Source organism: Saccharopolyspora gloriosae, assembly GCF_022828475.1.
GTDB classification, from domain to species: Bacteria; Actinomycetota; Actinomycetes; order Mycobacteriales; family Pseudonocardiaceae; genus Saccharopolyspora_C; species Saccharopolyspora_C gloriosae_A.
Map to the genome: position 1 here is coordinate 573,305 of NZ_CP059557.1, position 24,744 is coordinate 598,048.

Genomic DNA, 24,744 nt, shown 5'->3' on the forward strand with positions numbered 1-24,744 from the left:
CCGGCCGCTGGGGGCCGGCGCGAGGACTACTACTGGGAGGTGCCGGATGGCGGGGATCCGGATCGAGACCGACGAGCTGGCGCGGCACGCGGACGCGTTGCGGGCGGCCGGATCGACGGTCGGGGAAGCAGGACGTGAGCTGGGGGAGGCCCCGGCGGATTTCGGCGGCTGGGGCGCGGAGGCCGCTGAGCCCTACGAGCGGCTGGTCGGGGCGTTGCGGCAGCGGATCTTCGGGACCGCGCACGCCGTCTCGGACGCGGGCGACGAGCTCGCCGGAGTGGTCGCGCGGCACGCCGCGGACGACGAGGAACACGCCGCCGAACTGGGCCGCGGGGAGGATTCCTGATGACGTCGGCGAATCCGGGCGACTCCGGGATGTTGCAGTCGAACGACTTGTGGGCGGTGCGAGCGGCGGTCGACGCCGAAGCAGTGGAGAGCGCGAACGCGGGCGGCGGTGAGACGGCTCCCGGTGGTTCCGCGAAGTCCGCTGCTCCCGCGGAGCCGCACGGTGCCGGTTCCGCCGCGGAACCGTCCGCCACAGCTGAGCCCGCGTTCGTGATCGATCGGCAGGACGTGGTGGTGCAGCTGGACTTCCTGCGCCAGGCCATCCGGATCCTCGAGGTGCCCGACCCGTTCGGACCGGAGTTCGCCGTCGCCACCGGCGCGTGGAAGGCCCTGCCGCCCGCCGCCGATGCCTGGCGCGCGGCCGCTTCCGGCCTGCACCCGAGCATGTCCTCGGTGGCCGAGCAGGCCGGCGGCATCGACGGCTGCTGGGACGGGGCGGATTCCGACGCGTTCGTCGCGCAGCTGCGCCGGATCGGCGAGCGCGGCGGTGAGCTCGCGGACGCCGTGACCGCGCTGGCGGACGCGCTGGACGCCGCGACGGAGTCGCTGCGGGTGCTGGGCCGGGAGATGCGGGAACTCGTCGCCGCCGTGGCCGAACCGGTGCACCTGGCGTTGCGCGAACCGGACTCCGACCTGCCCGCGGCCCGCGAACACCTCATGCGGATCCGGCGCCCCGCCGCGGGTCTGGCCGAGTCCGTGAACGAGACGGTGGCCGCGCTCGCCAGGTTCTGCACCGAGCAGGAGGAGGCGTTGCCGTCCGCGCCGGACCTCGCGCCGGTATCAGGAAGTCCACTGTGGACGAATGTCGGCGGCGTCGAGGCGTCGCCCGGCTCGCCGGAACCGCCCGCTCCGGCCCAGCCCGTTCCGGCCCAGCCCGTTCCGGCCCAGCCCGCTCCGGCTGAGGCCACTCCGGCTGACGTCGCTCCAGCCGCCGAGGCCTCGCGGCCTTCGGTGGCGGCGATGCTGGACGGCGAGGCCCCGGCCACGGCGGCTCCCGAACCGGCCGGAACGGACGCCGCGCAGGCGGACGACCCGGACGCCACCAACGGTGCGGAAGCCGCCACCGCCGCAGGCCCCACGGCCGCCGCCACCGGCGGAGCGATGGCAGGCGGCGGCATGGTCGGCGGCATGATGCCGATGGCGGGCATGGCCGGATCGGGCGGCGGCGCCGAGCGGCGCCCGAAACGCCCGCGCCCCAAGGCGGACCCGTCCGAGCTGTTCGGCGCTCCCGTCCCCGCCACCGAACCCGTCCTCGGCGACACCAAGAAGAAGCAGCAGGAGTGACCGCTCTCCGGGTTCGCGATTTCGCGAGAAATCGAAAGAACCCGGCATGCCGGAAACCGCTGTGGGCAGCTGTTCCGTCCGATCAGCGAGGTTTTCGGCAGTGGGAATCGAGGGTCCGCCGCGTCGGTGGTCGAATTCATCGCCGACATCGCGGGAATGGCGGACGACGAAAAGGCCCGGTGGAGTCGGACTCCACCGGGCCTTTCGGTTCGTGAACTCAGTCCTCGTCGAGGTCGCCCGCGCGGCGGGCGCGGACGGTGCGGATCGCGTTGAGCAGGAACGCGGTGAACAGCACCGCGCCGATCCCGCCGAGCGCACCGCCTAACGAGATCGTCATCGCCGCCCAGTCGGTCTGCGGCAGCACGTCCGCGCCGAGCCGGGCCGGCTTCGCCGGTGCGGGCTCCTTGCCGTGCTCACCGGGCACGATGTCGCTCAGCGCGGCCATCGGATCGATCATGCCGTGCCCGACGATGTCGTTGCGCCCGTTGGGTCCGCCCGGGCTCAGCGAGGTCGTCTCGATCCGGTCCATGACGTCCTTCGCCGACAGCTGCGGGAACTTCTCCTTCACCAGCACGGCAAGCCCGGACACGTAGGGCGCGGCGAAGCTGGTTCCCTGGATCGGCCCCGGCTCGCCCTGCGGCCCGGTGGCGAGCTGGTTGACGACGCCGGAGCCGCCCTTGCCTGGGTCGAGCGCGGCGAGCTCCTCGCCCGGTGCGGCGACATCGACCCACGGGCCGGGAACGGTGAACTCGGAAGGCCCGCCCTGCGGCCCGACCGAGGCGACCGTGAGCACGTACTCGTCGTACCACGCGGGCAGCACGGCCGTCGTCGGGTTGCCGCTGGGGTTCTTCTGGCAGCTGTCCTGCGTGTTGCCGGCCGCCGCCACGATGACGATGTTCTTGTCGAAGGCGTTCTTCACCGCGTTGTACAGCAGGTTGTTGTAGCGGCCGCCATCGGCGATCGCCGAGGCCATGGTCTGGCAGGACGACTGGGAGATGTTGATGACGTCGACGTTGCGATCGGCGGCGTACTGCACCGCCTGCGCCATCGTCTCGGTGTCGCCGATCGTCTTGTCCTGCGCCTTGTCCTGGAACAACGAGGACGACTGGCGCAGCGACATGATCGTCGACTGCGGGGCCACGCCGACGAACCCGGTGCTGGGATCCTCGGACGCCCCGATGATCCCGGCCACCACGGTGCCGTGACCGTCGCAGTCCGTGTTCGGGCCGCCCTCCGGAACCGCGCTGCCACCGCCGTCGTTGAGCTGGAGCCGCGAATGCTGGTTCACCCCGGTGTCGATCACACCGATCGTCTTGCCCGAACCCTTCCAGCCCTCCTCGTGGGCCTGCTCGAAACCGAGCACGCGCTGGCTCCACGGCTTCTCCTCGACGGAGGTGCCGCTGGTGTTGGCCTGCATGCACCCCTGGGTCGGCTCGAAGTTCCCCTTCGGGGACAGCGGCCCCGTCGGCGGGTTCGCCGGGACCAGCGGTGGCGGCTGGAACTCCAGTTCATCGGCCAGCGCAGGCTGAGCAGGACCGAGCGCGGTGAGGCCCAGCACCGAGATCACGGCCAGGCCGCACCGCAGCTTTCGGCCACGCGAGTTGAAGCGCATCGAATTCGCCCTCAGAGAGAAATGTTGAGGTCGCGGATGTACATGTACAGATCCATGACACCGAGCGCGAGCGGCAGCACCAACGCGATCAGCACCGCTTCCAGGATGTCCACCATGCGGCGCTGCACCGGCGAGAACCGGCGGTTCGGGAACACCACGCCGAACACCAGCGCGAGCACGCCCAGCAGCACCAACGGCGGGAACACCCACGCCACGGCCAGCGGCATCAGCGCGGTCTGCACCAGCAGTCCGACGGCCACGCCGACGGCGGCGAGCAGGCCGTTGACCAGCAGCGCCACCGCCTGGCTGCCGTTGGCGTAGTTGCGGCCGCGCAGCAGCAGCACCGCGGCGACGACGATCGCGAACAGCGCACCCCAGACTCCGCCGCCGGGCACGGTGACGGCGAGGATCGCGCCGAGCGCGGCGGTGAGGCCGCAGCCGATGATCAGGCCGGTCATGTACTGGTGGGCGAGGCCGGTGCGGCGCTCGATCATCCGGTAGTCCGGGAAGCCCTCGTCCTCCTTGAGGTCCTCCGCGGTTCCCGGCACGTGCGGCAGCGGCAGCTTCGCCAGCTGAATCGTCAGCCTGGGCAGGACCGAGATCCCGGCGAGCCCGACGGCTCCGGCGCCCGCCGCGACACCGGCGGCGCTCGCGCCGCTCGACAGCAGCAGGGTGACGATGAACGCGAGCACCGCGAACGTCGACACGGTGGCCGCCGCGATGAACGTCACGATGCCGGTGCCGATCACCATCAGCGAGATCGCGGCGAAGATCAGCACCATCGCGCTGGCCAACAGCAACGCCGGGCGCAGGTCGTTGCCGGGAACGGCGTTCAAGCCGCCCACGAACGCCATCGGCAGCGCACCGGCCCCGGCGATCACCGTGCCGGTGGTGGCGGCGCCGTAAGCGCGGGTCACGACCGAGCCGATGCCGGTGGCGAACACCGCCACCACCACGGCCACGATCGCGGTGATGATGTGGAACAGGATGCCGCCGAACTGGCCGGCCAGTCCTAACGAGGCCGCCGCCGCGACGAGCCCGAGCACACCCGCGGAGTGCCCGATCTTGGCCGCGGTCTCCTTCGTCCAGGGCCGGTAGCTGCCCGGTTCGGCCTCCGCGAGCGCGTCCACGACGTCGTCGTACAGCGGCGGCGGCGGATTGTCCGAACGACGCCGCAGCTGGAGCAGATCACCGTCCACGATGCCCAGCGACGCCAACGTCTGGCTGTTGTCCAACGGCTCGTCGCCGAGCTTCGCCAGGCACCAGCCGCCGTGTCGCGAACCGCCGTCGACGCTGCCCTCACGGGCCATGTCCAGCAGCATCGGCAGCAAGTCCGCCACCGCGACGTCGGCGGGAAGCGCCAAGTCGATGCGAGTATTCGGCGCCACCACTGTCACGCGGCTGAACACCGTGGTCCCGGTCGCCACTGAGGCCCCCTACTTCCTAGGTCCTTGCATTTGGGTCCTTCTGCGCCTCGATCCGGCCAAGTGCGGCTTTTCTCGCCGAAAGCGGCCCGCCCGGCCGAAGAGCGCCCCTAGTATGGCCGCACCGACCACGCGGGAGTGAAGGGTTTGGTCGAACTCGTGCCAACGGGTTCGTATCCGGTTGGTCACGGACGAACCGGAACGACCTGGGTCCTGCTGAAGTCGTTGCCGTGGACGGTACAGAATGCCGCCTGCGGCAGTAGGGGCGTCGCGACTGAGCCCGCCGCTCCACATTGCTTCGACATGAAAGGTTGCTGCCTCCGGTGAGCACGCTGCAGTTCAAGCGAACGCCACGCATGGCCGCTCCGAGGCCTCCGGGCGGGGAGGTGCACCTCGAACCGCCACCTGAGATCCCTCGGGTGATTCCGGGCAACATCGTCCAAAAGGTGCTGCCGGGCGTCATGATCGTGGCGTCCCTCGGGATGATGGTCTTCATGCTTCAGCGGGCGAAAGACAACCCGATGATGATGATGATGCCGATGATGATGCTCGTATCGACCTTCGGGATGATCGCGGGCGGCGGCAAGGACGGCGGCCAGAAGAAGGCCGAGATGAACGAGGACCGCAAGGACTACCTGCGCTACCTCGGTCAGATGCGCGACCGCGCCCGCGAAGCCGCCGACGAGCAGCGGCTGGCGCGCGAGTGGGTGCACCCGGACCCGCAGACGCTGTGGTCGGTCGCCAGCGGCACGCGGCGAATGTGGGAGCGGCGGCCGAACGACAACGACTTCTGCCAGGTCCGCGTCGGCCGCGGCTCGCAGCGGCTGGAGACGCGCCTGGTGCCGCCGCAGACCGGGCCGGTCGACGAACTGGAGCCGATCACCACGCTGGCGCTGCGCCGTTTCGTGCGCGCCCACTCGCTGGTGTCGGAACTGCCGATCGCCACCTCGCTGCGCGGTTTCGCCGCCGTCGGCCTGCAAGGGGAGCGCGCGCTCACCCGCGGGCTCGCGCGGGCGATGCTGACCCAGCTGGCCACGTTCCACTCGCCGAACGACGTGATCATCGCGGTCGCCTCCAGCGGGCGTTCCCGCACCGAGTGGGACTGGGTGAAGTGGCTGCCGCACGCGCAGCACCCCACCGAGACCGACGGCATCGGACCGATGCGGCTGATGGCCGGTTCGTTGTGGGGCATCGAGGAGATGCTCGCCGAGCAACTCGACGAGCGTCCTCGGTTCCAGCGCAACGCGGCCCCGCCGGACGGCCAGCCGCACATCGTGATCCTGCTCGACGACGCCGAGATCAGCCGCGAGGAGCAGCTGATCGTCGAAGGTGGGCTCGCCGGTGTGACGATCATCGATCTGTCCGATGTGCTCGGTCAGATCACCCAGCGCCGCGGCATGCGCATCGTGGTCGAGGCCGACCGCATCGGCGCCCGCGGCCCGGCCAGCGTGGAATGGTTCGGCGAGCCGGACTCGCTGACCATGGAAGAGGCCACCGCGGTGGCCCGGCTGATGTCGCCGTACCGCATCGCGGCGGGCACCTCGACCGTCGAGGACAGCGGCACTCTCGAACCGCTGACCACCCAGCTCAACTACATCGAGCAGCTCGGTCTCGCCGGTGACCCCGTCACCTTCGACCTCAACGAGGCGTGGCGCCCGCGGCCGAAGGAAGACCTCTACCGGGTCGCCATCGGTCCCGGTGAGCAGGGCGAGATCATTCACCTGGACATCAAGGAGACCGCCTCCAACGGCATGGGGCCGCACGGCCTGTGCATCGGTGCGACCGGTTCCGGTAAGTCCGAGTTCCTGCGCACCATCGTGCTGGGGCTGCTGGCCACGCATTCCTCCGAGTCGTTGAACTTCGTGCTCGTCGACTTCAAGGGCGGTGCGACGTTCAACGGGTTCGAGACCGCCCCGCACGTGTCGGCGAGCATCTCCAACCTCGGTGACGACTCCACGCTGGTCGACCGCATGCAGGACGCGCTGGCCGGGGAGACGAACCGTCGGCAGGAAGTGCTGGACAAGGCGAAGGCGAAGAACGTCTGGGACTACCGGAAGCTCTACGAGGCCGGGGACGCCAACGCCCAGGAACCGCTGCCCGCGCTGTTCGTGGTCATCGACGAGTTCGGTGAGCTGCTGCAGGCGAAGCCGGAGTTCGCGGACCTGTTCGCCAAGATCGGCCGCGTGGGTCGTTCGCTGCAGGTCCACCTGCTGCTGGCCTCCCAGCGGCTGGAGGAGGGCAAGCTGCGCGGCCTGGACGCGCACCTTTCCTACCGGATCGGTCTGAAGACGTTCAACGCCTCCGAGTCCCGTGCCGCGATCGGCATCCCGGACGCCGCCGACCTGCCCGCCTCCGGTGGTCACGGGTACCTCAAGCACCCGGAGGGCATGGAACGCTTCCGCGCCTCCTACGTTTCCGGGCACCTGCACCAGACCAGTGGCCGGCGCCCGATGGGGCAGGCCGCGTCGCCGGTGACGGGGGAGAAGCGTCCTCGCTACTTCATCCCGGACTTCATCGAGAAGCCCCCGGAGCCCGAGACGCCGCTGGAGGAGGAGCCCAAGGAGAAGAAGGTGGACGAGCTCGCGCCCACCGACTTCCAACTGGTGATCCGGAAGGTCGAAGGGGCGGGGCCGCCCGCGCACTCGGTGTGGCTGCCGCCGCTGGACGTGCCGCCCACGCTGGACGGTCTGCTGCCGCCGCTGCAGGCCACCGATGACCGCGGTTACACCTCGGCCGGTTCGGCGGGCAGCGGCAAGCTGGAAGTGCCGATCGGCCTGGTCGACGTGCCTTACAACCAGCGCCAGGACCACCTGATCCTGAAGTTCGCCAACGGTTCCGAGGGCAACGGGGCCGTCGTCGGCGGGCCGCAGACCGGCAAGTCGAACCTGCTGCGGACCATGATCACGTCGATGGCGCTCTCGCACACCCCGCAGGAGGTGCAGTTCTACTGCATCGACCTCGGTGGCGGTTCGCTGTCGGCGCTGCGGAACCTGCCGCACGTCGGCGCGTACGGCAACCGGCGCGACCTGGACACGGTGCGCCGCACCATCGCCGAGGTCAAATCGCTGGTGGCGGCGCGCGAAGGACGGTTCCAGGAGGCGGGCATCGACTCGATGGCCGACTTCCGCAACCGCAAGCGCCGCGGCGAGATCACCAACGACCCCTACGGCGACGTCTTCCTGATCGTCGACGGCTGGGAGGCGTTCCGCGCCGAGTCCGAACTGGAATCGCTCGAACCGGAGATCAACAACCTGGTCCAGCAGGGCCTGGCGTTCGGCGTCCACGTGTTCCTCGCGGCGAACCGGTGGGCGGGCATCCGCCCCCAGCTCAAGGACGCGCTGGGCACCCGGATGGAGCTGCGGCTCGGTGACCCCGGTGAGTCCGAGTTCGACCGCAAGATCGCCAAGATCGTCCCGATCGGGCGTCCCGGCCGCGGTCTGCACCCGTCGGGGCTGCACTTCCTCACGGCACTGCCCCGAGTGGACAGCGAGCAGCTCAGCGAACGCGTCAAGGCCGAGGCCACGCGCGTCGCCGAGGTCGAGAAGGCCATCCAGGAAGGACGCGCCCCCGAGGGCTCGCCGGACCCGCGACCCGCGTGGGAGCTCTACAACGAGGACCTCGCCGACGGTGTCGCCGACCTGGTCAACCGGGTCAAGAGTTCCTGGAAGGGGCGGCCCGCCCCGCAGGTCCGGCTGCTGCCGGAGCTGCTGCCCTACGAGCAACTGCCCGCCAAGGAGCAGCAGCCGCGGCCGCACCTGGTGCCGATCGGCATCAACGAGGACGGGCTCAACCCGGTCTACCTGGACTTCAAGGCGGAGCCGCACTTCTACGCGTTCGGCGAGCGCGAGTCGGGCAAGACCTCGTTGCTGCGCACCATCGTGCAAGGCATCACGACCCGCTACACGCCGCAGGAGGCGATGATCCTCCTGGTCGACGTGCGGCGGACGATGCTGGGCGTCGTCCAGACCCCGCACCTGATGGAGTACGCGGTCAGCGTGGACCAGCTCAAGAACAACGTGCGCGACGTGGGCGCCGCGCTGAAGAAGCGGATGCCCGGCCCGGACGTCACGCAGGACCAGCTGCGCAACCGCTCCTGGTGGAAGGGGCCGGACCTGTTCATCGTGGTCGACGACTACGAGCTCATCTCCCCGCAGGGCAACAACCCGCTGGCGCCGCTGGCGGAGTACGTCGCGCAGGCCTCCGACGTGGGTCTGCACATGGTGATCGCCCGCAACTCGGGCAACGCCAGCCGCGCGCTGTTCGAGCCGATCATCGGCAAGATGCGGGAGGTCTCGGCGCCCGGTCTCGCGATGAGCGCGAACAAGGACGACGGCCAGCTCGTCGGCAACGTCAAGTCGCGGCAGCTGCCGACGGGGCGCGGCACGATGGTCAGCCGCACCTTGCGCGGCGGCCCGCAGCTGATCCAGACGGCGCACATCCAGCCGGAGTGATCGGCGGACTCCGCTGAGCAGTACGACGAACCTCCCTCATCCGCGCGGTGGTGGGAGGTTCGTCGTCGCTCTCGGTGAATGACACGATCGAGCGAAGATCTTCGTCGGCCGTCGCGCCTAAGGTGTGGGCCATGTCGGATACCCCCCGAGCCCGGGCGCTGGGAAAGGAATTACGCCTCGCGCGTGAGCAATCCGGTATGACACTGCGCCAGCTCGGCGACCTGATCGGTTGTTCGGAGGCGAAGGTCAGCCGGATGGAGACGGCACGCCGTCGCCTCTCCACGAATTCCGTGCGCGCATTCCTGGATGCGGTCGACGTGCGCGGTGCGAACCGGGATCGACTGCTCCGGCTCGCGTACGACATCGACGAACCGGTTTGGTACGAATCCGGTATCGGACTGCCCGCGCAGCTCACCGAACTCATCGACGCGGAAAACCGCGCGGTGGGCATCACCGAAGCATCCGAAGTCCTCATTCCCGGCCTGCTGCAGATTCCCGATTACGCCCGCGCCTTGTTCGTCGCCACCGATGTCCCCGCGGAGCAGCTGGAACGGCTCGTCGCGGCCCGCCTTTCCCGGCAGCGGATTCTGGAGCGCGCCGATCCGGTGCGGTACCTGGTCCTGCTGGACGAGGCCGCGTTGTGCCGCGCGGTGGGTGGGCCTGCGGTGATGGCCGCCCAGCTGCACGCGGTGCTCGACGTCTGCCGGGAACCGAACATCACGGTGCAGGTGGTGCCGTTCGCGGCCGGTGCGCACACCGGGCTGGACGGGCCGTTCCTGCTGCTGGAGTTCGCCCGGAGCAGACCGACGGTCCACTTGGAACAGCGCCGTTGCGGTGCTTTCCTGGATGACCCAGAAGACGTAACGCCCTTTCAGCACGCTCGTTCTAGGCTATGCCGAACGGCGCTCAGTCCGAGTTGTTCGTTGGAACTCATCGCGGCTTATGCGCACAGGTACGAGTGCTGGGAGGGCACCGCACATGGGGACGGGACGTTGGCGGAAATCGAGTTACAGCGGTAGTCAATCGGCATGCGTAGAGGTGGGGTCCCTCGCGATGCGGGTCGATGTCCGCGATTCAAAAGATCAGACCGAGGTGCTGTGCTTCCGGCGCGATCAATGGCGCACATTCTTAGCCGAGCTCAAGTACTCGGACTGATCCTCGTCCACGACGCCCTGAATTCGCCGCGCGGGCGCGGTCCGCAGGGCGTGCTCATCGGAATGTGTGGGCAGTCGTTGATGCCGGCCGGAACGAATGGCCTCCGGTCGGCATCGCCGCCTCCGGAGCCGCTCGGCGATGCCGGTAGCCTGCGAGACGCCTGGGTGGCAGGCGGCAGGCGAATCAGCGCCGCACCGTTCGAGCAAAACCGAGGCATCGCGTCAAGAGCCGGTCGCGAAAGCCATCCGATCGAGGGCAGACTGTTGAACCGTGCGCACCCTCGGCCTCTAGGGTGCTCGGTGGATTCGGGATCGGAGCCCGACTCGCGCGAACCGTTCGGGGGAATCTGGGTTCGCGCACGGTTCGTCCCGCCGCAAGAGCGGCCCGGCGAAGGCACCGCCGCGACCACGCGGTGGTGCGCGAAGGAGTAGTGGGTGTCCCTGCACGTCTCGGTCGACTTCGGCACCTCCAGCACGTGCACCGTGGTCTCCGTCGGCGGCGGTGAACCGCAGGTGGTCGTCATAGACGGCCAGCCGCTGGTGCCGTCGGCGGTGTTCGCCGCGGCCGACGGCACCCTGTTCGTCGGTCACGAGGCGGAGCGGCAGGCCGCCGTCGACCCGTCCAGGTTCGAACCGCACCCCAAACGCCGCGTCGACGAAGGCGAACTACTGCTCGGCAGCAGCGTGCTGCGGGTCGGCGACGTGGTGCGCTCCGTGCTGCACCGAGCCGTGGGCGAAGCCCGCCGCTTCGCCGGTGGCGCCGGCGTCGACCTGCTCGTGCTCACCCACCCCGCCGACTGGGGCGCGGTCCGCGCGGGAGTGCTGCGCCAAGCCGCCGCCGGTTTGGCCAAGGAACTGGTGCTGGTCCCCGAACCCGTTGCCGCCGCGGTGTTCCACTCCGCGGGCCACGGCCTGCCGGACGGGGGAGCGCTGGCCGTGCTCGACCTCGGTGGCGGCACCGTCGACGCGAGCGTCGTGTGCAAGCAGGGACAGACGTTCCGGGTGCTGGCGACCAAGGGCGACCCGAACTTCGGCGGCGCCGACATCGATCAGGCGCTGCTGGAGCACATCGGAACCGTCGTGTCCGGAATGGACCCGGCCGCGTGGCACAAGCTCGTAGAAGGCCGGGAGATGGCCGACCGGCGCAGGCGGCGAGTGTTACGACAGGACGTGCGGGGCGCGAAGGAGACGTTGTCCCGGCACACCTACACCGATGTGCCCATGCCGCCGCCGTTCTCCGACGCGCACGTGACCCGCGCCGACCTGGAACGCCTGGTGGCCGCGCCGCTCGCGCGGGCCGCGGACCTGGTGCTGGCGACGCTGCACGACGGGCAGGTCCCCCGGGAACGGCTCGCAGGCGTGTTCCTCGTCGGCGGATCCAGCCGGATTCCCCTGGTGGCCAGGCTGATCCACGAGCGCGTCGGCGTGCTGCCGACCACCCTGGACCAGCCGGAGACGGTCGTGGCGAGGGGTGCGCTGCGTGCGGTGCGGCTCGATCCGGAACGCACCGGCGGACTCGCCCCTGCGGGCGGGCACCGGGGCACGAACATGCCGACCGTGCGCCATCCCGTGGCGGGCGGGCCGCAGCAGACCTGGGCGCGACGGTCCGCGGCACCGGCGGACGACTCGCTCAGCCGCGCCTCGACCGTCGTGATCGGCGGCAGCGACCGAACTCGCCCCGTGTTCCACACGCCCGCCCCGCCTCGGCGGCCGATGCGGCCGTGGCTGCTGGCCGGTGGTGCGGTGGCCGCGCTCGCCGTGGTGATCGTGGCCGTGGTGCTTCTGGTCCAGGCCACCAGCGGCGAGGCGGCGGCCCCGTCGCGGCACGTCGCGCAGTACGAGTATTCGTTCGACTACCCCGGAAACTGGCAGCAGACCGGCGGCGATCCTCAGCTGTGGCAGACGGTGATCGCGCCGCCGGCCGGCGGGGACGACCTGATCGTGGTGCAGCAGGGCGACCTCGGGTACGACACCGAGGAAGGGCGGGTGCGCGCCGTCGACGACCTGCGCGCCCAGTACGACCGGTTGAACGCGCAGGGCGGCCGGTTCTCGGACTTCGACGACGAGCTCTCCTACGCGGGCCGGGACGTCGTGTACTACCGGGAAGGGCTGCCAGGGGCGACCGTGGAGTGGTTCGTGGTGCACCGGGGGAACTACCAGGTCAGCATCGGTTGCCGGTACACCGCGGCGGGCAAGCCGGAAGTGGAGTCCGCCTGCGAGCGGGTCGTGTCCTCGCTGGACGTCGGACCCTGAGCTTTTCGCGGCGGAGCCTTCCCGGCGGGAGTTCGAAAAATCGGTAGCGGTTGCAAATCGCTATTGCGAATCGAGTTCTCCGGGGTTGTCGGAGCGGCTTGCTCCACTTATTTCGCAATCGCTAATGGCTTTTGACCTGCGGGTTTCGTGTTCTTCGTTCACAGGAGCAACTGTTTGCGGAAAAGCCGGGACAGGGCGGAACCGAACGTGGCAATGTCTGCGTCGTAGGTTCATCGATCTTCGAGCAACGAATGAAGGGGGCTCACCTATGAGCGGGATGGGTACCGACGCGGACCTGATGGCGAAGGCCGCAGGCCAGGTCGAAGAGGTTCGGGGCAACGTCGAGACCGCGGTGAACACGCTGGACAGCCAGATTCAGCCGGTCCTGACCTCCTGGAAGGGCGGCGCCTCCGACGTCTTCCGCCGCCTGATGGACGCGTTCAAGGAAAACGCGAACACCATCAACCAGAAGCTGGGCGAGATCAGCGAGAACATCCAGTCCTCGGGTCAGGCGTACACCCAGAACGAAGAGGAGCAGGCGGGCGAGATCTCCAAGATCGAGGGCATGCTCGGCGGCTGAGCTCGCCTCCGACGTTCTTTCTTCACCTTCTTCCGACCTACTTCAAGTGAGGGGACTTCACCATGGAAATTCGGGTTGATTTCGGCCAGCTGAGCCAGGCCGCCGACGACCTGGGCGGCGCCGCCACCAAGATCCAGGCCGAGCTGGACGAGCTGGAGACCATGCTCAAGCCGCTGGTCAACACCTGGGAAGGCCAGGCGCAGGAGGCGTACCGCGCCGCGCAGGACGAGTGGGACAAGGCCGCCCAGAACATGATCGAGATCGCCGCGAAGATGGGCATGGCCGTCAACGCCGCGAACGACTCCTACCAGGCCGGTGAGGCGAAGAACGCCGGCCGCTTCGGTGGCTGATCCTTCTACCGTGCTCGCCGCCGACCCCGCGCCCTCGTGGCCCGGGGTCGGCAGTGTTCGGTGGGCGGGTGTCCGGTGCGTCCGAGGCGCCCGGTAGCATCCACTCGGCGACAAGACACGTCGACGACGTTTCCCCGACGAAGGGGACCCCGTTTCGGTGGGTCTTTTCGCCAGCGAGTACCCTGATTGTTTGTTGTGCGGTGCGCGACTGCGGTGTTGGAGCGGTGACCGGCCCAGCGGAACGCCCGGCGAGAGCCGAGGCCGAACCGGGGCCACAGGTCTCTGGTGACACCCAGGACGTGCCGGTTCCCCGGCCAGACCGGGGCTTCCGACCCGGCACGGTTCCGATGGGCTCCCCAGAGGAACACACGGGGTCCGCACCGAGATTCCGACGCGAACGACGACGAGGTAGATCCGTGCGCACGTACAGCCCTAAGGCCGGCGAGGTGACCCGCGCCTGGCATGTCATCGACGCCGAGGACGTGGTGCTCGGTCGGCTGTCCACCCAGGCCGCCCTGCTGCTGCGCGGCAAGCACAAGCCGACTTACGCCCCGCACCTCGACACCGGCGACTTCGTCGTCATCGTCAACGCTGAGAAGGTGGCGCTGACCGGCAAGAAGCGCGACCAGGCGTTCCACTACCGGCACAGCGGTTTCCCGGGCGGCCTGCGCAAGCAGTCCCTGGGCGAGGTTCTGGACTCGAAGCACCCCGAGCGGGTGCTGGAGAAGGCCATTCAGGGCATGCTGCCGAAGAACAAGCTCGGCCGTGCCATGGGCAAGAAGCTCAAGGTCTACGCAGGCCCGGAGCACCCGCACGAGGCCCAGAACCCGCAGCCGTACCAGATCAACGCGAAGGTCGAGAAGTGACCGAGGGACCCGAGGACCAGCCAGTGACCACTCCTGAGCCGGAAGAGACTCCGGTTATCGAGACCGTCGGCGAAGACGTCGTCGAGAACATCGGCGAGAACTTCGCCGAAACCGCTGAGGCGGACGTCGAGGTCGACGTGGACAACGACGGCGAAGACGCTCCTCAGGAGTTCGCGCCGATCCCGTCCGGCCGCGCCGTGCAGACCGTCGGCCGCCGCAAGGAGGCCATCGTCCGCGTGCGCCTGACCTCCGGCAGCGGTGGGTTCAAGCTCAACGGCAAGGCGCTGGAAGACTACTTCCCGAACAAGGTGCACCAGCAGATCGTGAAGGAACCGCTGGTTCTCGTGGAGCGCGCCGAAGGCTTCGACGTGCACGCGAACCTCAACGGCGGTGGCCCCTCCGGTCAGGCCGGTGCGCTGCGCATGGCCATCGCGCGTGCGCTCATCGAGCTCGAAGCCGATGACCGCCCGGCGCTGAAGAAGGCCGGCATGCTCACCCGCGACCCGCGGGAGAAGGAGCGCAAGAAGTACGGCCTCAAGAAGGCCCGCAAGGCTCCTCAGTACAGCAAGCGCTGACCTTTCGTACGATTCACGGGAGCAGCCGTGGCGTCCGCGCGACGCCGTGGCTGCTCCCGTGGTCTTTTGTATGCCGGGTTCGGGCCTGGCATGGCTCTTGCCGTCGATCCAGGAGGATTCGCTGCACATGTCCCGGCTGTTCGGCACCGACGGAGTGCGTGGCCTCGCGAACTCGGACCTGACGCCGGAACTGGCGTTGTCCGTGGCGGCCGCGGCGGCCCGCGTCCTCTACGACCGGGACGACTCGCGTCGCCGGGTGGCGCTGGTGGGCCGTGATCCGCGGGCCAGCGGCGAGATGCTGGAGGCGGCGGTCACGGCGGGTCTGACCTCGGCGGGCATGGACGTGCTGCGGGTGGGCGTGCTGCCCACTCCCGCGGTGGCCTACCTGGTGGGCGAGCTGGGCGCGGACATCGGCGTGATGATCTCCGCCTCGCACAACCCGATGCCGGACAACGGGATCAAGCTGTTCGCCGCCGGTGGCCACAAGCTCCCGGACGCGGTCGAGGACGAAATCGCCGCGCGGCTCCACGAGGACGTGCAGCGGCCCACCGGATCCCACGTGGGCCGGGTGCGGGACGTGCCGGACTCGGTGCAGCGCTACGTGGATCACCTGCTGGTGGCGACGCCGCAGCGGCTGGACGGCATCCGGGTCGTGGTGGACTGCGCGAACGGCGCGGCCTCCAGCGCGGGACCGGAGGCGTACCGGCGGGCGGGTGCCGATGTGGTGGCGCTGCACGCCGACCCGGACGGGCTCAACATCAACGACGGCGTGGGTTCGACGCACCTGGACAAGGTGCGGGCGGCGGTGCTGGAGCACGGCGCCGACCTGGGCATCGCGCACGACGGTGACGCGGACCGCTGCCTGGCGGTGGACGCGGGCGGTGCGGCCGTCGACGGCGACCAGATCCTCGCGATCCTGGCCGTGGCGATGAAGGAGGCGGGCGAGCTCGCCGACGAGACCTTGGTCGCGACGGTGATGAGCAACCTGGGCCTGCACCTGGCGATGCGCGACCACGGCGTGAAGCTGCGCACCACGAAGGTCGGCGACCGCTACGTGCTGGAGGAACTGCGCGCTGGCGGGTTCTCGCTGGGCGGCGAGCAGTCCGGTCACGTGGTGCTGCCCGGCCACGCCACCACCGGCGACGGCGTGTTGACGGCGTTGCGCCTGATGGGTCGGATGGCCGCGACGGGCGAGCCGCTGGCGACGCTCGCCACCACCATGACCCGGTTGCCGCAGGTTCTGGTGAACGTGCGGGTCGTGGATCGGACGCAAGCGGTCTCGGCGCCGTCGGTGGCCGAAGCGGTCGCCGCGGCGGAGGCCGAGCTGGGCGAGGAGGGGCGCGTGTTGCTGCGCCCGTCCGGTACCGAGCAGCTCGTGCGGGTGATGGTCGAGGCGCCCAGCGAGGACGTCGCGGACCTGATCGCGCGGCGTCTGGCCGAAGTCGTTGCTGCTATCCGGTGATCTTGTGATCTAGGTCTCCCTGGATCGGCCAAAGTGTGAGACTGTGCTCACATGGGTGCCATCGTTGTCGCCGTTCTTGTCGGGCTTGTCGCTATCGGCCTGGTCGCAGCCGTCCTCGTGCTCTCCGCTCTCGGCATCGCCGGGACGAAGGCCCTCAACGCCGTGCACGACGGCGGCCAGTGGTGGGTCAACCGCCGCTCCCGCGGGCAGAGCTGAGCGGGTGGCTGCGATGCGCGGGGAGCGGTTCGCGGATCTGATCGTCATCGTCTTGCTGCCGCTGGCCGGGATTGCGCTGGCGGTGATCCTCACGCTCCTGGTCATCTCGATCTGATCCGAGCCTGGTGGCCGGGGATTCGCCGAGTCCCCGGTGGCACGCGTGTGCCCTCCGATACGTTGGTGCGGATCAAGGGGGACACATGGGGGGAATCATGAACGTGGTCACGTTGTTGATCGCCGTGCTCGCCGGAGGCGGCGCCGGCGCGTTGGCAGCGGCTCTCGTCGTCAAGGCCAAGCTCGGCGGGGGCGTTCCGCAGTACGGTCCGCCGCCCGGATATCCCTCGGGTCCGGGACAGCCGTTCCCGCAGCAGCCGCCGTCCCAGCCGTTCCCGCAGCAGATGCCCCCGCAGCAGCAGATGCCGCAGCAGCCCGGACAGCCCTACCCGCCGCAGGGTCCTTACCCGCCGCGCTGAACCTTCGCGTATGCAAGGAGATCATCGGTTTCGGCCCGTTCGCCGCGCACAGCTGTCAAGGTGAGGAAACCTGGCGTCTGCGCCTGACGTCGCATCGTTGCGACTCGGTGGGGACGTGGAGTGCGAGGAGGGGCAACGATGGCAGGTTTCGGGACGAACTCGGGGGAGTTGGTCGCCGCCGCGAGCAGCATCAGGGGCACGGCGGACCCGGTGCGCGACGAGCACGGCAAGAAGATCGCCGACCTGGGCCTGGGGGCCGGGGACTTCGGCCGGGTTCATGAGCAGGCGTTCGGCGGTTACGAGGAAGCGATGGCCAAGCTGTCGAAGTGCGTCACGTCGATGGCCGATGCGATGGACGACTTCTCCCAGAAGCTGGAGCAGACGGGCCAGGGCTATGACTGGTCCGACGCGGACGCGGCGGAGACCGTCGGCAAGTCGGGGAGCAACTGATGGCCGAGGACGAGGTCCCGTCGGTCGACGAGGTCAAGGCCATCATGGCCAACGGCGACGTCTCCGACGAGGCGAAGCGCAACCTGATGTTGGTCTACCGCAACCGGGGGCACGACCCGGACGGCGAACTCGACCAGTACATGGACAAGTACGACGACAGCGGCTGGCGCGTCGCCGGTGAGGGCTTCACGGCGTGGAACCTGGATGATCACCTCACCGAGTCCTACGAGGAAGCGAAGAAGCAGGCGGACAAGGCCGGGGAGAAGGACCGCGCGCACGACGAGGCGGTCAAGGACGGCCAGGCCACGATCGACGGCACCCAACGCGCGGCCGACAACGGGGAGAAGGGCGGCGCGGGGGCCGACTCCTCGGACGAGCTGCTGGACGCGGGCAACGCCGGACTGCGCTTCTTCCGCGATCTGCTGCCGGTGTACCACCGGATCGGAGCGATCAAGAACGACAGCGCCGGGGTGGGCCAGGTCAAGCAGGCCGAAGATCGTTTTCACGAGCAGCGCGGTATCCGGTTCGCGAAGTTCGCGCGCGGCACCGAGGACCTCAACGCGGCCGAGAAGGGGATGCGCAAGGCCCAGGAGGACATGGCCACGCGGCTCGGTCAGCTGTGGAACGCCTGGAGCGGCGGGGCTTCGGACAGTGCGCAGCAGTTCTTCGCGCAGAAGTTCACTCCCACGGTGAACGATCGTGTCATCAACACGGTGAGCACGGCGGCGCAGAGCACCACCGCGGCGATGAAGGGCCTCGGCGATCTGTGCCGGGAGAAGTCCCGCTACCTGCTGGAGTTGGAGAAGCGGCGCGAGCAGGTCACCTGCGGCAAGAGCACCAAGGACTGGGACACCACGATCGACCTGGCCAACGGCAACCAGGACGACGAGGTGCTGCGCAAGGTGGCCGCGATCTGGGGCATCGAGATCGGCGAGTGCAACTGGGGCGACGTCGACGATCGCACCAAGAACGAAGCGGTCACCAAGGCTCAGAACATGACCGACTCCTTCGCGGAAGCGATGGAGAAGGAGTGGGAGAACTTCGACAAGAAGTGCACCGACACGAAGAACGCCGTTGACGAGACCTGGAAGAAGCTGAACGAGGAACTCGGCAAGGCCGAGGAGAACCCGTTCGGCGATCCCGGTCCGGCGAAGGACGAGTCCGCTCCGCAGGGTCCGGGGCAGCAGAGCCTTGGTCAGGAGGGCGCTGGTGGTCCGTCCGGAGGCTCGCCGGGTGGCTCGCCGGGTGGCTCCCCAGGTGGCTCTCCTGGTGGTTCCCCAGGTGGCTCTCCTGGTGGTTCCCCGGGTGGCTCCCCAGGCGGCTCTCCCGGTGGTTCCCCGGGTGGTTCTCCCGGTGGGGCACCGGCGATGCCGGAGACGCCGGAGATGCCCGAACCCCGAAGATGCCCGAAGCTCCCGAGGTACCGGGGATGCCGCAGCCCGGTTCGGGCGGCCCGGATGCACCGGAGGTCGAGACGGTCGGCGAGGGCGAGAACGCCGTCCAGATCCAGGAACCGGATCAGCAGGGCACCTCGCAGGTCACGATCATCGGCGAGGACGGCAAGCCCAAGACCTACGACGTGCAGTTCGGGCCGGAAGGCGGAATGCCGGGAGTCGGAACGAACCCCACTCCGGGGACCATGCCGGGCCAGCCGGGAATGCCGGGCGTCGGCACCAACCCGACGCCGGGAGCGATGCCCGGCCCCGGGATGCCGGGAACGAACCCGGCGCCCGCGGCGATGCCGGGTGTCCCGGACGGCGCGAACCCGGCCGCTCCCGGCGCTCAGGTTCCGCAGCCGGGAATCCCGGTGGTGCCGGGCGAGGACGGCAAGGCGGTCATCCAAGAGGGCGACCGCACGATCACCTTGGAACGCGCTCCGGACGGCTCCATCACGGTCGACGTGAACAACGGAGCTGGGCAGCCGCCGATCCAGGAGACAGTGGAGTTCGGCGCGGACGATCAGCCGGCTCCTGACGCCCGCCCCGGCGCTCCGGGCGCCGTGCCAGGTGGGCAGCCCGCGTGGCCCGGTGCGGAGCCGCCCGGCCAGGACGCCGCGGGCGCCCCGGTCGGACGCGATCCCGGCGCCTCGTTCGACCCGACGGCGCCGGTGGGGACTCCGCCGCAGGTCGGCGGTTTCGAGGCGCCCGCTTCCGGCGGCACCGAGCCGGTGGTTCCGGCGGCTTCGGCGATGAGCGCGGGTCCCGAGGTCGAGGCGCCCGACGGTCCGGCTCCGACGGCCTCGCAGTCGGCCGGCTTGGCGAGCGCGTTCACCAGCGAAGGCGTGTCCGGTTCGTTCGCGAGCATGTCCGGACAGCTGTTCGCCGGTGACCTGGCAGAACCGCCCGCGCAGCACCCGACGCCGTTCGGCGGTCCGCCGCCGCAGGCGGGCGCCACCGAACTGGCCGCCGCGGACGACGCGGCTCCCGGGAGCTCGCAGGGAGCGACCGGGATGGGCGCCATGTCCGATCCGGCTGCGGCTCAGGGCGGTGGTCAGCAGCAAGCCGGTGGCGGCGCCATGGGCGGCGGCATGATGGGCGGCATGGGCGGCGGCCAGCAGGGCGGCGGTGCCGGTGACCAGGAGCGGACGAACTCCAGCCCGTGGCGCACCCAAGGCCAGTTGTTCGACGACGTGGCGGATGAATCCGGCGCCCGGCATCGGGCCGTGCTCGGTGAGGACCGGCAAGGATGAGCCTGATGCAGGGAAGGACCGCCTGAGATGAGCACCGAGACGCCGCAGGCACGCGCTTTCCGGGAGTCGATGAACCGGCTGGTCGGCGACGATGTGAACCGCAGCCACGAGCTCACCAAGAGTTCCCGGGAGAGCGCGGAGAAGGCCCAGAGCAGCATCCAGAGCACGGTCAGCACCGCGCAGAAGCTCGCGGAGCGGGTCCGCGAGCGCGGTGAGCGGGAGCGCGCGGAGGCCGATCGGGCCTCGGAGATCAACGTCGGCATCGAGGACGACGAGGAAGAGTTCACCGACCCGCCGCCGCACCGGCAGCCCGCGCCGCCGAACCGGTGGCAACCGCCGGAGCAGGACGCGCCTCGGCAACAGCCACCGGCCCAGACCTGGCAGCAGCCGCCGCCGAAGCCCGCTCCGCGCCCGGCCGCCCGGCGTCGGCCGGTATTGGACGACGATGACGACGACTTCTCGAACCAGAGCTGGCTGCGGTGACCTGGGCGATGCCGAGCGCGGCCCCGCTCATCGATACGGGTGGGGCTGCGGCGCGGGGCCTCGGCTGCGCAGCGTGGCGTTGATCGGCGGGACGAACGCGAGTCCGGCGATGAGCGCGCCGAGCACGGCCGGAATCATGAAGCGCGGATCGGCGAGGTCGGCGTCCAGCGAAGTGGTCGACGCGCTGTGCAGTTCGAAGAAGACGTGCAGCAGGAAGCCGAGTACGGCCGTGCCGCCTGCGATGATCGCGAGGATGCGTCCGGCGGCGGTGCGGGTGAAGTAGAGGATCGCCGTGGTCAACGTGGTCAAGCCCGCCAGCACCAGGACGGCCCCGCGCAGCACGGCCAGGGTGTTGTTCAAGCCCGTTTGAGTCTGCCCTTCGAGCACGCCCATCGCGGCGATGCTCTGCATGATCGACACGACGCCTTCCTCCGCGAAGAAGATCCCGAACACGCAGAGCACGACGGCGAAGGCGATCCGCGGGCCGTTCGACGCGGGACGGACCGGCTGCCGCGGAGGACCGCCCGGCGGCGGGAATCCGGGGTGCGCGGGCTGCTGCGGATAGGTCCACTGCGGACGTCCCGGCGCCTGCGGGTAGCCCTGCTGTGCCGGGTAGCCCGGTGGCGGTGGGGCGGCTTGCGGGGGCGGGAACCCGGGAGGTCCCGGCTGCTGGGGTGGCTGTGGCGCGCTCATGCCCGTGATTGTGGCTGACGTGATCACCACGCCGGGCTGTTTTGCCGCGTCAGTGATCGAACCGGTGGTGCCGCCCCGGCAGCGAAGCGGCACCGGGGCCGTTGTCAGGCCGTGAGCTGCTTGGCCGTCCGGGTGTGGTTCTGGTCGATGGTGGCGCCGGAGAAGTCGTTGTCCAGCAGTGCTTCGCCGCGCTTGTCGTTGTTGAGGGTGCGCAGCAGGAACGCGGTGAGCAGCGCGCGGGCGGTGCGCTGGGTGCGGTACTCGGGCTTGCCGTCGAGCACCAGTTCCGTCCAGTGCCTGCCCTCGGTGAACCCGAGGTGGCTGGCCTTGGGCAGGTCGCGCAGCTGCACCGGTCCGCCCCAGGAGGCCGCGATCGGTTCGGCGTTCGCGACGGACGGGGCCAGCAGGTCCTTGCCACCGGTGAGGTGCAGTCCGGGCACCGTGACGCGGTGCGCGGCGGCAAGCGCGGACGGCATCGTCTCGGTCACCGCGAACGTCGCCACCGCACGGATCCGCGGGTCGTCGGCGGCCGCGAGGATGGCGCTGCCGCCGCCCAGCGCATGCCCGGCGGCGGCGAGCTTGTGCTCGTCCACGCTGATCTTGCCGTCGCCGAGGCGCACTCCGGTGCAGATGTCGAGGGCGGTGCGCAGGTCGGAGGCCAGCATCCGGTGCGAGGCCAGCGGTCCGCGCTGAGTACCGGGAGCCGCGGCGACGATGCCCCAGGACGCGAGGTGCCGCAGCAGCCCCGCGTACCGGCGCGGCGATTGCAGCCACCCGTGGCCGAACGCGACGGCGGGCAGGCCGCGGCCGCTGCGCGGGGTGCACACGATGCCGGGCAGGCCGACAAGTGCGAGGTCTCCGTGCAGCACCTCGTGCGGTCCCCGGTGGGCCAGTTCTTCCAACGCCTTCTTGGCATTCCGCGCCATGGTGGGTCACGGTAGCCGACGCGACCGCGGGCTCGCCCACGCGAGGCGTGACGTGGCGGACGCCTCGAGTGAGATTCACCGGTGGTTCCGGGCCGCCGGATCCGGCCCGTTCGGGTGCCGGTGCCGAGTCCGGCTTACCGCGTTCCCCGAGCCGAACCGTGGCTCGGTCCGCTGACCAGCGGCGATGATCGCCCGCAAAACGATCTGCGCGAGTCGGGAGCTCCGTGTCGCACCGTCAGGTGCGCCCGCCCTGCCCGTTCTGAGGGGTTCGGCGGCGGTGGCTACGCTGACTCGGGTGTGCGGCATCGTGGGTTACGTAGGACATCGTCAGGCGCTGGACGTGGTGCTGGACGGGCTCAGGCGGCTGGAGTACCGGGGTTATGACTCGGCGGGCGTCGCGATGCTCGACGGCGCGGGTGGTCTCGCGGTCGAGCGTGCGGCGGGTGCGCTGTCGAACCTGGAGGGCAAACTCGCCGGACAGGACGGCTCCCGGTTCACGGCCACCAGCGGCATGGGCCACACCAGGTGGGCCACGCACGGGGCGCCGACCGACCGCAACGCGCACCCGCATCGGGACGCGGTGGGCAAGGTCGCGGTCGTGCACAACGGCATCATCGAGAACTTCGCCGCGCTGCGCGCCGAGCTCGAGACCGCCGGTGTGGAGATGGCCAGTGAGACCGACACCGAGACCGCGGCGCACCTGGTCGCTGCGGCCTACGCCTCCGGCCCGACCGCGGGCGAGCTGACCGCGAGCGTGTGCGCCGTGGCGCGTCGGCTGGAAGGTGCGTTCACGCTGCTGGTCACGCACGCCGACGAGCCCGACAAGATCGTCGCGGCACGGCGGTCCTCGCCGCTGGTGGTGGGCGTCGGTGACGGTGAGAACTTCCTCGCCTCCGACGTCGCGGCCTTCATCGAGCACACCCGCGACGCGGTGGAACTCGGTCAGGATCAGGTCGTCACGATCGACCGCGCCGGTTACGTGGTCACCGACTTCGACGGCGTCGAAGTGCAGGCGAAGCCGTTCACCGTGGACTGGGACCTGTCGGCCGCCGAGAAGGGCGGCCACGACTACTTCATGCTCAAGGAGATCGAAGAGCAGCCCGAGGCGTTGGAGAACACGCTGCGCGGGCACTTCGTCAACGGCGGCATCGTCCTCGACGAGCAGCGGATGACCGAGCAGGACCTGCGCGACATCGACAAGGTCTTTGTGGTCGCCTGCGGCACGGCCTACCACTCGGGCCTGCTCGCGAAGTACGCCATCGAGCACTGGTGCCGCATCCCTGTCGAGGTGGAGCTGGCCAGCGAGTTCCGCTACCGCGACCCGGTGCTCGGCCGCGACACGCTGGTCGTGGCGATCTCGCAGTCCGGGGAGACCGCGGACACCTTGGAGGCGGTGCGGCACGCTCGCACCCAGCGGGCCAGGGTGCTGGCCATCTGCAACACGAACGGCGCTCAGATCCCGCGCGAGTCGGACGCGGTGCTCTACACGCACGCCGGACCCGAGATCGGGGTGGCGGCGACGAAGACGTTCCTGGCGCAGATCACCGCGAACTACCTGGTGGGCCTGGCCTTGGCGCAGGCCCGCGGCACGAAGTACTCCGATGAGGTGGCGCGCGAGTTCGAGGAGCTCGCCGCGATGCCGAAGGCGGTGCGGCAGGCACTGTCCACGGTGGAGCAGGTGCGCACGCTCGGGCGCGAGCTTGCCGACTCGAAGGCGGTGCTGTTCCTGGGGCGCCACGTCGGCTACCCGGTGGCGCTGGAAGGTGCGCTCAAGCTCAAGGAACTCGCCTACATGCACGCGGAGGGCTTCGCCGCGGGCGAGCTCAAGCACGGGCCGATCGCGCTGATCGAGGACCGGCTGCCGGTCGTCGTGGTGATGCCGTCGGCGAAGGGCCGGGCGCTGCTGCACTCGAAGATGCTGTCCAACATTCGGGAGATCCAGGCGCGCGGTGCCCGCACCGTCGTCATCGCCGAGGAGGGCGACGAGGCGGTGCGGCCGTTCGCGGACGAGCTGATCGAGATCCCGGCGGTGGCCACGCTGCTGCAGCCGCTGGTGTCGACGGTGCCGCTGCAGGTGCTCGCGGCGGAGATCGCCCGCGCCCGCGGCTACGACGTCGACAAGCCGCGCAACCTCGCGAAGTCCGTCACGGTGGAGTGATCACCGCTCCGCACACCGCGCTCTGAACGGGCCGTTCGACCACCACGTCGAACGGCCCGTTCTCTCGTGCGGGGCTGCTTCCGAGTGAGCGGCCCGTTTGTCCAAGGGGGTTGGTCGAATGGTCCGTTGACTCGAATCGGTTGCTGCTCGCTGGGTGCCTCGATGTCTGGTGTCCGGTCGGGGTGAGCGGCCCGTTTGTCCAAGGGGGTTGGTCGAATGGTCCGTTGACTCGAATCGGTTGCTGCTCGCTGGGTGCCTCGATGTCTGGTGTCCGGTCGGGGTGAGCGGCCCGTTTGTCCA

The 24,744-nt window shown here is 69.9% G+C and carries 22 protein-coding genes; 18 read left to right on the top strand and 4 right to left on the bottom strand.

The genetic code is table 11. The features are described 5' to 3' along the window. Positions 1-46: 46 nt before the first annotated feature. Both H2Q94_RS02510 and H2Q94_RS02515 read left to right on the top strand, forming a co-directional pair. On the top strand, positions 47-346 hold the full coding sequence (locus tag H2Q94_RS02510) for a hypothetical protein (protein WP_243791570.1): 300 nt from the start codon (positions 47-49) through the stop codon (positions 344-346). Continuing rightward, positions 346-1,629, top strand: coding sequence for a hypothetical protein (locus H2Q94_RS02515; protein ID WP_243791571.1), 1,284 nt, complete (start codon positions 346-348; stop codon positions 1,627-1,629). The genes H2Q94_RS02510 and H2Q94_RS02515 overlap by 1 nt, the downstream gene beginning before the upstream one ends. 217 nt (positions 1,630-1,846) lie before the next feature. Here the strand turns inward: H2Q94_RS02515 and mycP are convergent, their stop codons facing one another. Both mycP and eccD read right to left on the bottom strand, forming a co-directional pair. Then, entirely contained in the window at positions 1,847-3,241 is a 1,395-nt protein-coding gene (gene mycP, locus H2Q94_RS02520; protein WP_243791572.1) for a type VII secretion-associated serine protease mycosin, read from the bottom strand. An 11-nt stretch (positions 3,242-3,252) separates the two neighbouring features. After that, complete coding sequence (gene eccD, locus H2Q94_RS02525; protein WP_243791573.1) at positions 3,253-4,668, bottom strand: type VII secretion integral membrane protein EccD; 1,416 nt, start codon at positions 4,666-4,668, stop codon at positions 3,253-3,255. Between the two features lie 320 nt (positions 4,669-4,988). Here eccD and eccCa point away from each other — a divergent pair, with 320 nt between their 5' ends. From eccCa to H2Q94_RS02600, 15 genes are all read left to right on the top strand, one after another. Then, positions 4,989-9,116: a type VII secretion protein EccCa gene (eccCa, locus tag H2Q94_RS02530; RefSeq protein WP_243791574.1), complete on the top strand. Its 4,128-nt coding sequence runs from the start codon at positions 4,989-4,991 to the stop codon at positions 9,114-9,116. A gap of 131 nt (positions 9,117-9,247) precedes the next feature. Continuing rightward, complete coding sequence (locus H2Q94_RS02535) at positions 9,248-10,135, top strand: helix-turn-helix domain-containing protein (RefSeq protein WP_258718652.1); 888 nt, start codon at positions 9,248-9,250, stop codon at positions 10,133-10,135. Continuing rightward, positions 10,095-10,271, top strand: coding sequence for a DUF397 domain-containing protein (locus H2Q94_RS02540; protein ID WP_243791576.1), 177 nt, complete (start codon positions 10,095-10,097; stop codon positions 10,269-10,271). Before H2Q94_RS02535 ends, H2Q94_RS02540 begins: the two co-directional genes overlap by 41 nt. A gap of 434 nt (positions 10,272-10,705) precedes the next feature. After that, complete coding sequence (locus H2Q94_RS02545; protein WP_243791577.1) at positions 10,706-12,523, top strand: type VII secretion-associated protein; 1,818 nt, start codon at positions 10,706-10,708, stop codon at positions 12,521-12,523. Positions 12,524-12,791: 268 nt separating this feature from the next. Beyond that, entirely contained in the window at positions 12,792-13,103 is a 312-nt protein-coding gene (locus tag H2Q94_RS02550; protein WP_243791578.1) for a WXG100 family type VII secretion target, read from the top strand. 62 nt (positions 13,104-13,165) lie between these two features. Then, entirely contained in the window at positions 13,166-13,453 is a 288-nt protein-coding gene (locus H2Q94_RS02555) for a WXG100 family type VII secretion target (RefSeq protein ID WP_243791580.1), read from the top strand. Between the two features lie 416 nt (positions 13,454-13,869). Next, the gene (gene rplM, locus H2Q94_RS02560; RefSeq protein WP_243791582.1) at positions 13,870-14,319 is read left to right on the top strand and encodes a 50S ribosomal protein L13; all 450 of its coding nucleotides are present in this window, start codon (positions 13,870-13,872) and stop codon (positions 14,317-14,319) included. 23 nt (positions 14,320-14,342) lie between these two features. Further along, on the top strand, positions 14,343-14,894 hold the full coding sequence (gene rpsI, locus H2Q94_RS02565; RefSeq protein ID WP_397545414.1) for a 30S ribosomal protein S9: 552 nt from the start codon (positions 14,343-14,345) through the stop codon (positions 14,892-14,894). Positions 14,895-15,021: 127 nt separating this feature from the next. Next, entirely contained in the window at positions 15,022-16,356 is a 1,335-nt protein-coding gene (gene glmM / locus H2Q94_RS02570) for a phosphoglucosamine mutase (protein WP_243791584.1), read from the top strand. A 51-nt stretch (positions 16,357-16,407) separates the two neighbouring features. Then, on the top strand, positions 16,408-16,572 hold the full coding sequence (locus H2Q94_RS02575) for a hypothetical protein (protein WP_243791587.1): 165 nt from the start codon (positions 16,408-16,410) through the stop codon (positions 16,570-16,572). A 200-nt stretch (positions 16,573-16,772) separates the two neighbouring features. Then, positions 16,773-17,045, top strand: coding sequence for a hypothetical protein (locus H2Q94_RS02580; protein ID WP_243791589.1), 273 nt, complete (start codon positions 16,773-16,775; stop codon positions 17,043-17,045). A 138-nt stretch (positions 17,046-17,183) separates the two neighbouring features. Beyond that, on the top strand, positions 17,184-17,495 hold the full coding sequence (locus tag H2Q94_RS02585; RefSeq protein ID WP_243791591.1) for a type VII secretion target: 312 nt from the start codon (positions 17,184-17,186) through the stop codon (positions 17,493-17,495). Next, positions 17,495-19,399, top strand: coding sequence for a hypothetical protein (locus H2Q94_RS30610; protein ID WP_309501118.1), 1,905 nt, complete (start codon positions 17,495-17,497; stop codon positions 19,397-19,399). Before H2Q94_RS02585 ends, H2Q94_RS30610 begins: the two co-directional genes overlap by 1 nt. Next, entirely contained in the window at positions 19,306-20,184 is an 879-nt protein-coding gene (locus tag H2Q94_RS02595; protein ID WP_243796053.1) for a hypothetical protein, read from the top strand. The genes H2Q94_RS30610 and H2Q94_RS02595 overlap by 94 nt, the downstream gene beginning before the upstream one ends. 27 nt (positions 20,185-20,211) lie before the next feature. Next, positions 20,212-20,667, top strand: a complete 456-nt coding sequence (locus tag H2Q94_RS02600; protein ID WP_243791593.1) for a hypothetical protein — start codon at positions 20,212-20,214, stop codon at positions 20,665-20,667. Positions 20,668-20,694: 27 nt separating this feature from the next. Here H2Q94_RS02600 and H2Q94_RS02605 read toward each other — a convergent pair whose 3' ends face one another. Both H2Q94_RS02605 and H2Q94_RS02610 read right to left on the bottom strand, forming a co-directional pair. Next, positions 20,695-21,360, bottom strand: coding sequence for a hypothetical protein (locus H2Q94_RS02605; RefSeq protein ID WP_243791595.1), 666 nt, complete (start codon positions 21,358-21,360; stop codon positions 20,695-20,697). Between the two features lie 104 nt (positions 21,361-21,464). Beyond that, on the bottom strand, positions 21,465-22,286 hold the full coding sequence (locus H2Q94_RS02610; protein ID WP_243791598.1) for a dienelactone hydrolase family protein: 822 nt from the start codon (positions 22,284-22,286) through the stop codon (positions 21,465-21,467). A 295-nt stretch (positions 22,287-22,581) separates the two neighbouring features. Between H2Q94_RS02610 and glmS the strand changes: the two genes are divergently transcribed. Then, entirely contained in the window at positions 22,582-24,444 is a 1,863-nt protein-coding gene (glmS, locus tag H2Q94_RS02615; RefSeq protein WP_243795487.1) for a glutamine--fructose-6-phosphate transaminase (isomerizing), read from the top strand. Positions 24,445-24,744 lie beyond the last annotated feature (300 nt).

Bases quoted from the DNA above. Each gene is read 5' to 3' on its own strand.
- H2Q94_RS02510 (WP_243791570.1), top strand. From the start codon at position 47: ATGGCGGGGATCCGGATCGAGACCGACGAGCTGGCGCGGCACGCGGAC.
- H2Q94_RS02515 (WP_243791571.1), top strand. From the start codon at position 346: ATGACGTCGGCGAATCCGGGCGACTCCGGGATGTTGCAGTCGAACGAC.
- mycP (WP_243791572.1), bottom strand. From the start codon at position 3,241: ATGCGCTTCAACTCGCGTGGCCGAAAGCTGCGGTGCGGCCTGGCCGTG.
- H2Q94_RS02535 (WP_258718652.1), top strand. From the start codon at position 9,248: ATGTCGGATACCCCCCGAGCCCGGGCGCTGGGAAAGGAATTACGCCTC.
- H2Q94_RS02540 (WP_243791576.1), top strand. From the start codon at position 10,095: ATGGGGACGGGACGTTGGCGGAAATCGAGTTACAGCGGTAGTCAATCG.
- H2Q94_RS02550 (WP_243791578.1), top strand. From the start codon at position 12,792: ATGAGCGGGATGGGTACCGACGCGGACCTGATGGCGAAGGCCGCAGGC.
- H2Q94_RS02555 (WP_243791580.1), top strand. From the start codon at position 13,166: ATGGAAATTCGGGTTGATTTCGGCCAGCTGAGCCAGGCCGCCGACGAC.
- glmM (WP_243791584.1), top strand. From the start codon at position 15,022: ATGTCCCGGCTGTTCGGCACCGACGGAGTGCGTGGCCTCGCGAACTCG.
- H2Q94_RS02575 (WP_243791587.1), top strand. From the start codon at position 16,408: ATGGGTGCCATCGTTGTCGCCGTTCTTGTCGGGCTTGTCGCTATCGGC.
- H2Q94_RS02580 (WP_243791589.1), top strand. From the start codon at position 16,773: ATGGGGGGAATCATGAACGTGGTCACGTTGTTGATCGCCGTGCTCGCC.
- H2Q94_RS02585 (WP_243791591.1), top strand. From the start codon at position 17,184: ATGGCAGGTTTCGGGACGAACTCGGGGGAGTTGGTCGCCGCCGCGAGC.
- H2Q94_RS30610 (WP_309501118.1), top strand. From the start codon at position 17,495: ATGGCCGAGGACGAGGTCCCGTCGGTCGACGAGGTCAAGGCCATCATG.
- H2Q94_RS02600 (WP_243791593.1), top strand. From the start codon at position 20,212: ATGAGCACCGAGACGCCGCAGGCACGCGCTTTCCGGGAGTCGATGAAC.
- H2Q94_RS02605 (WP_243791595.1), bottom strand. From the start codon at position 21,360: ATGAGCGCGCCACAGCCACCCCAGCAGCCGGGACCTCCCGGGTTCCCG.
- H2Q94_RS02610 (WP_243791598.1), bottom strand. From the start codon at position 22,286: ATGGCGCGGAATGCCAAGAAGGCGTTGGAAGAACTGGCCCACCGGGGA.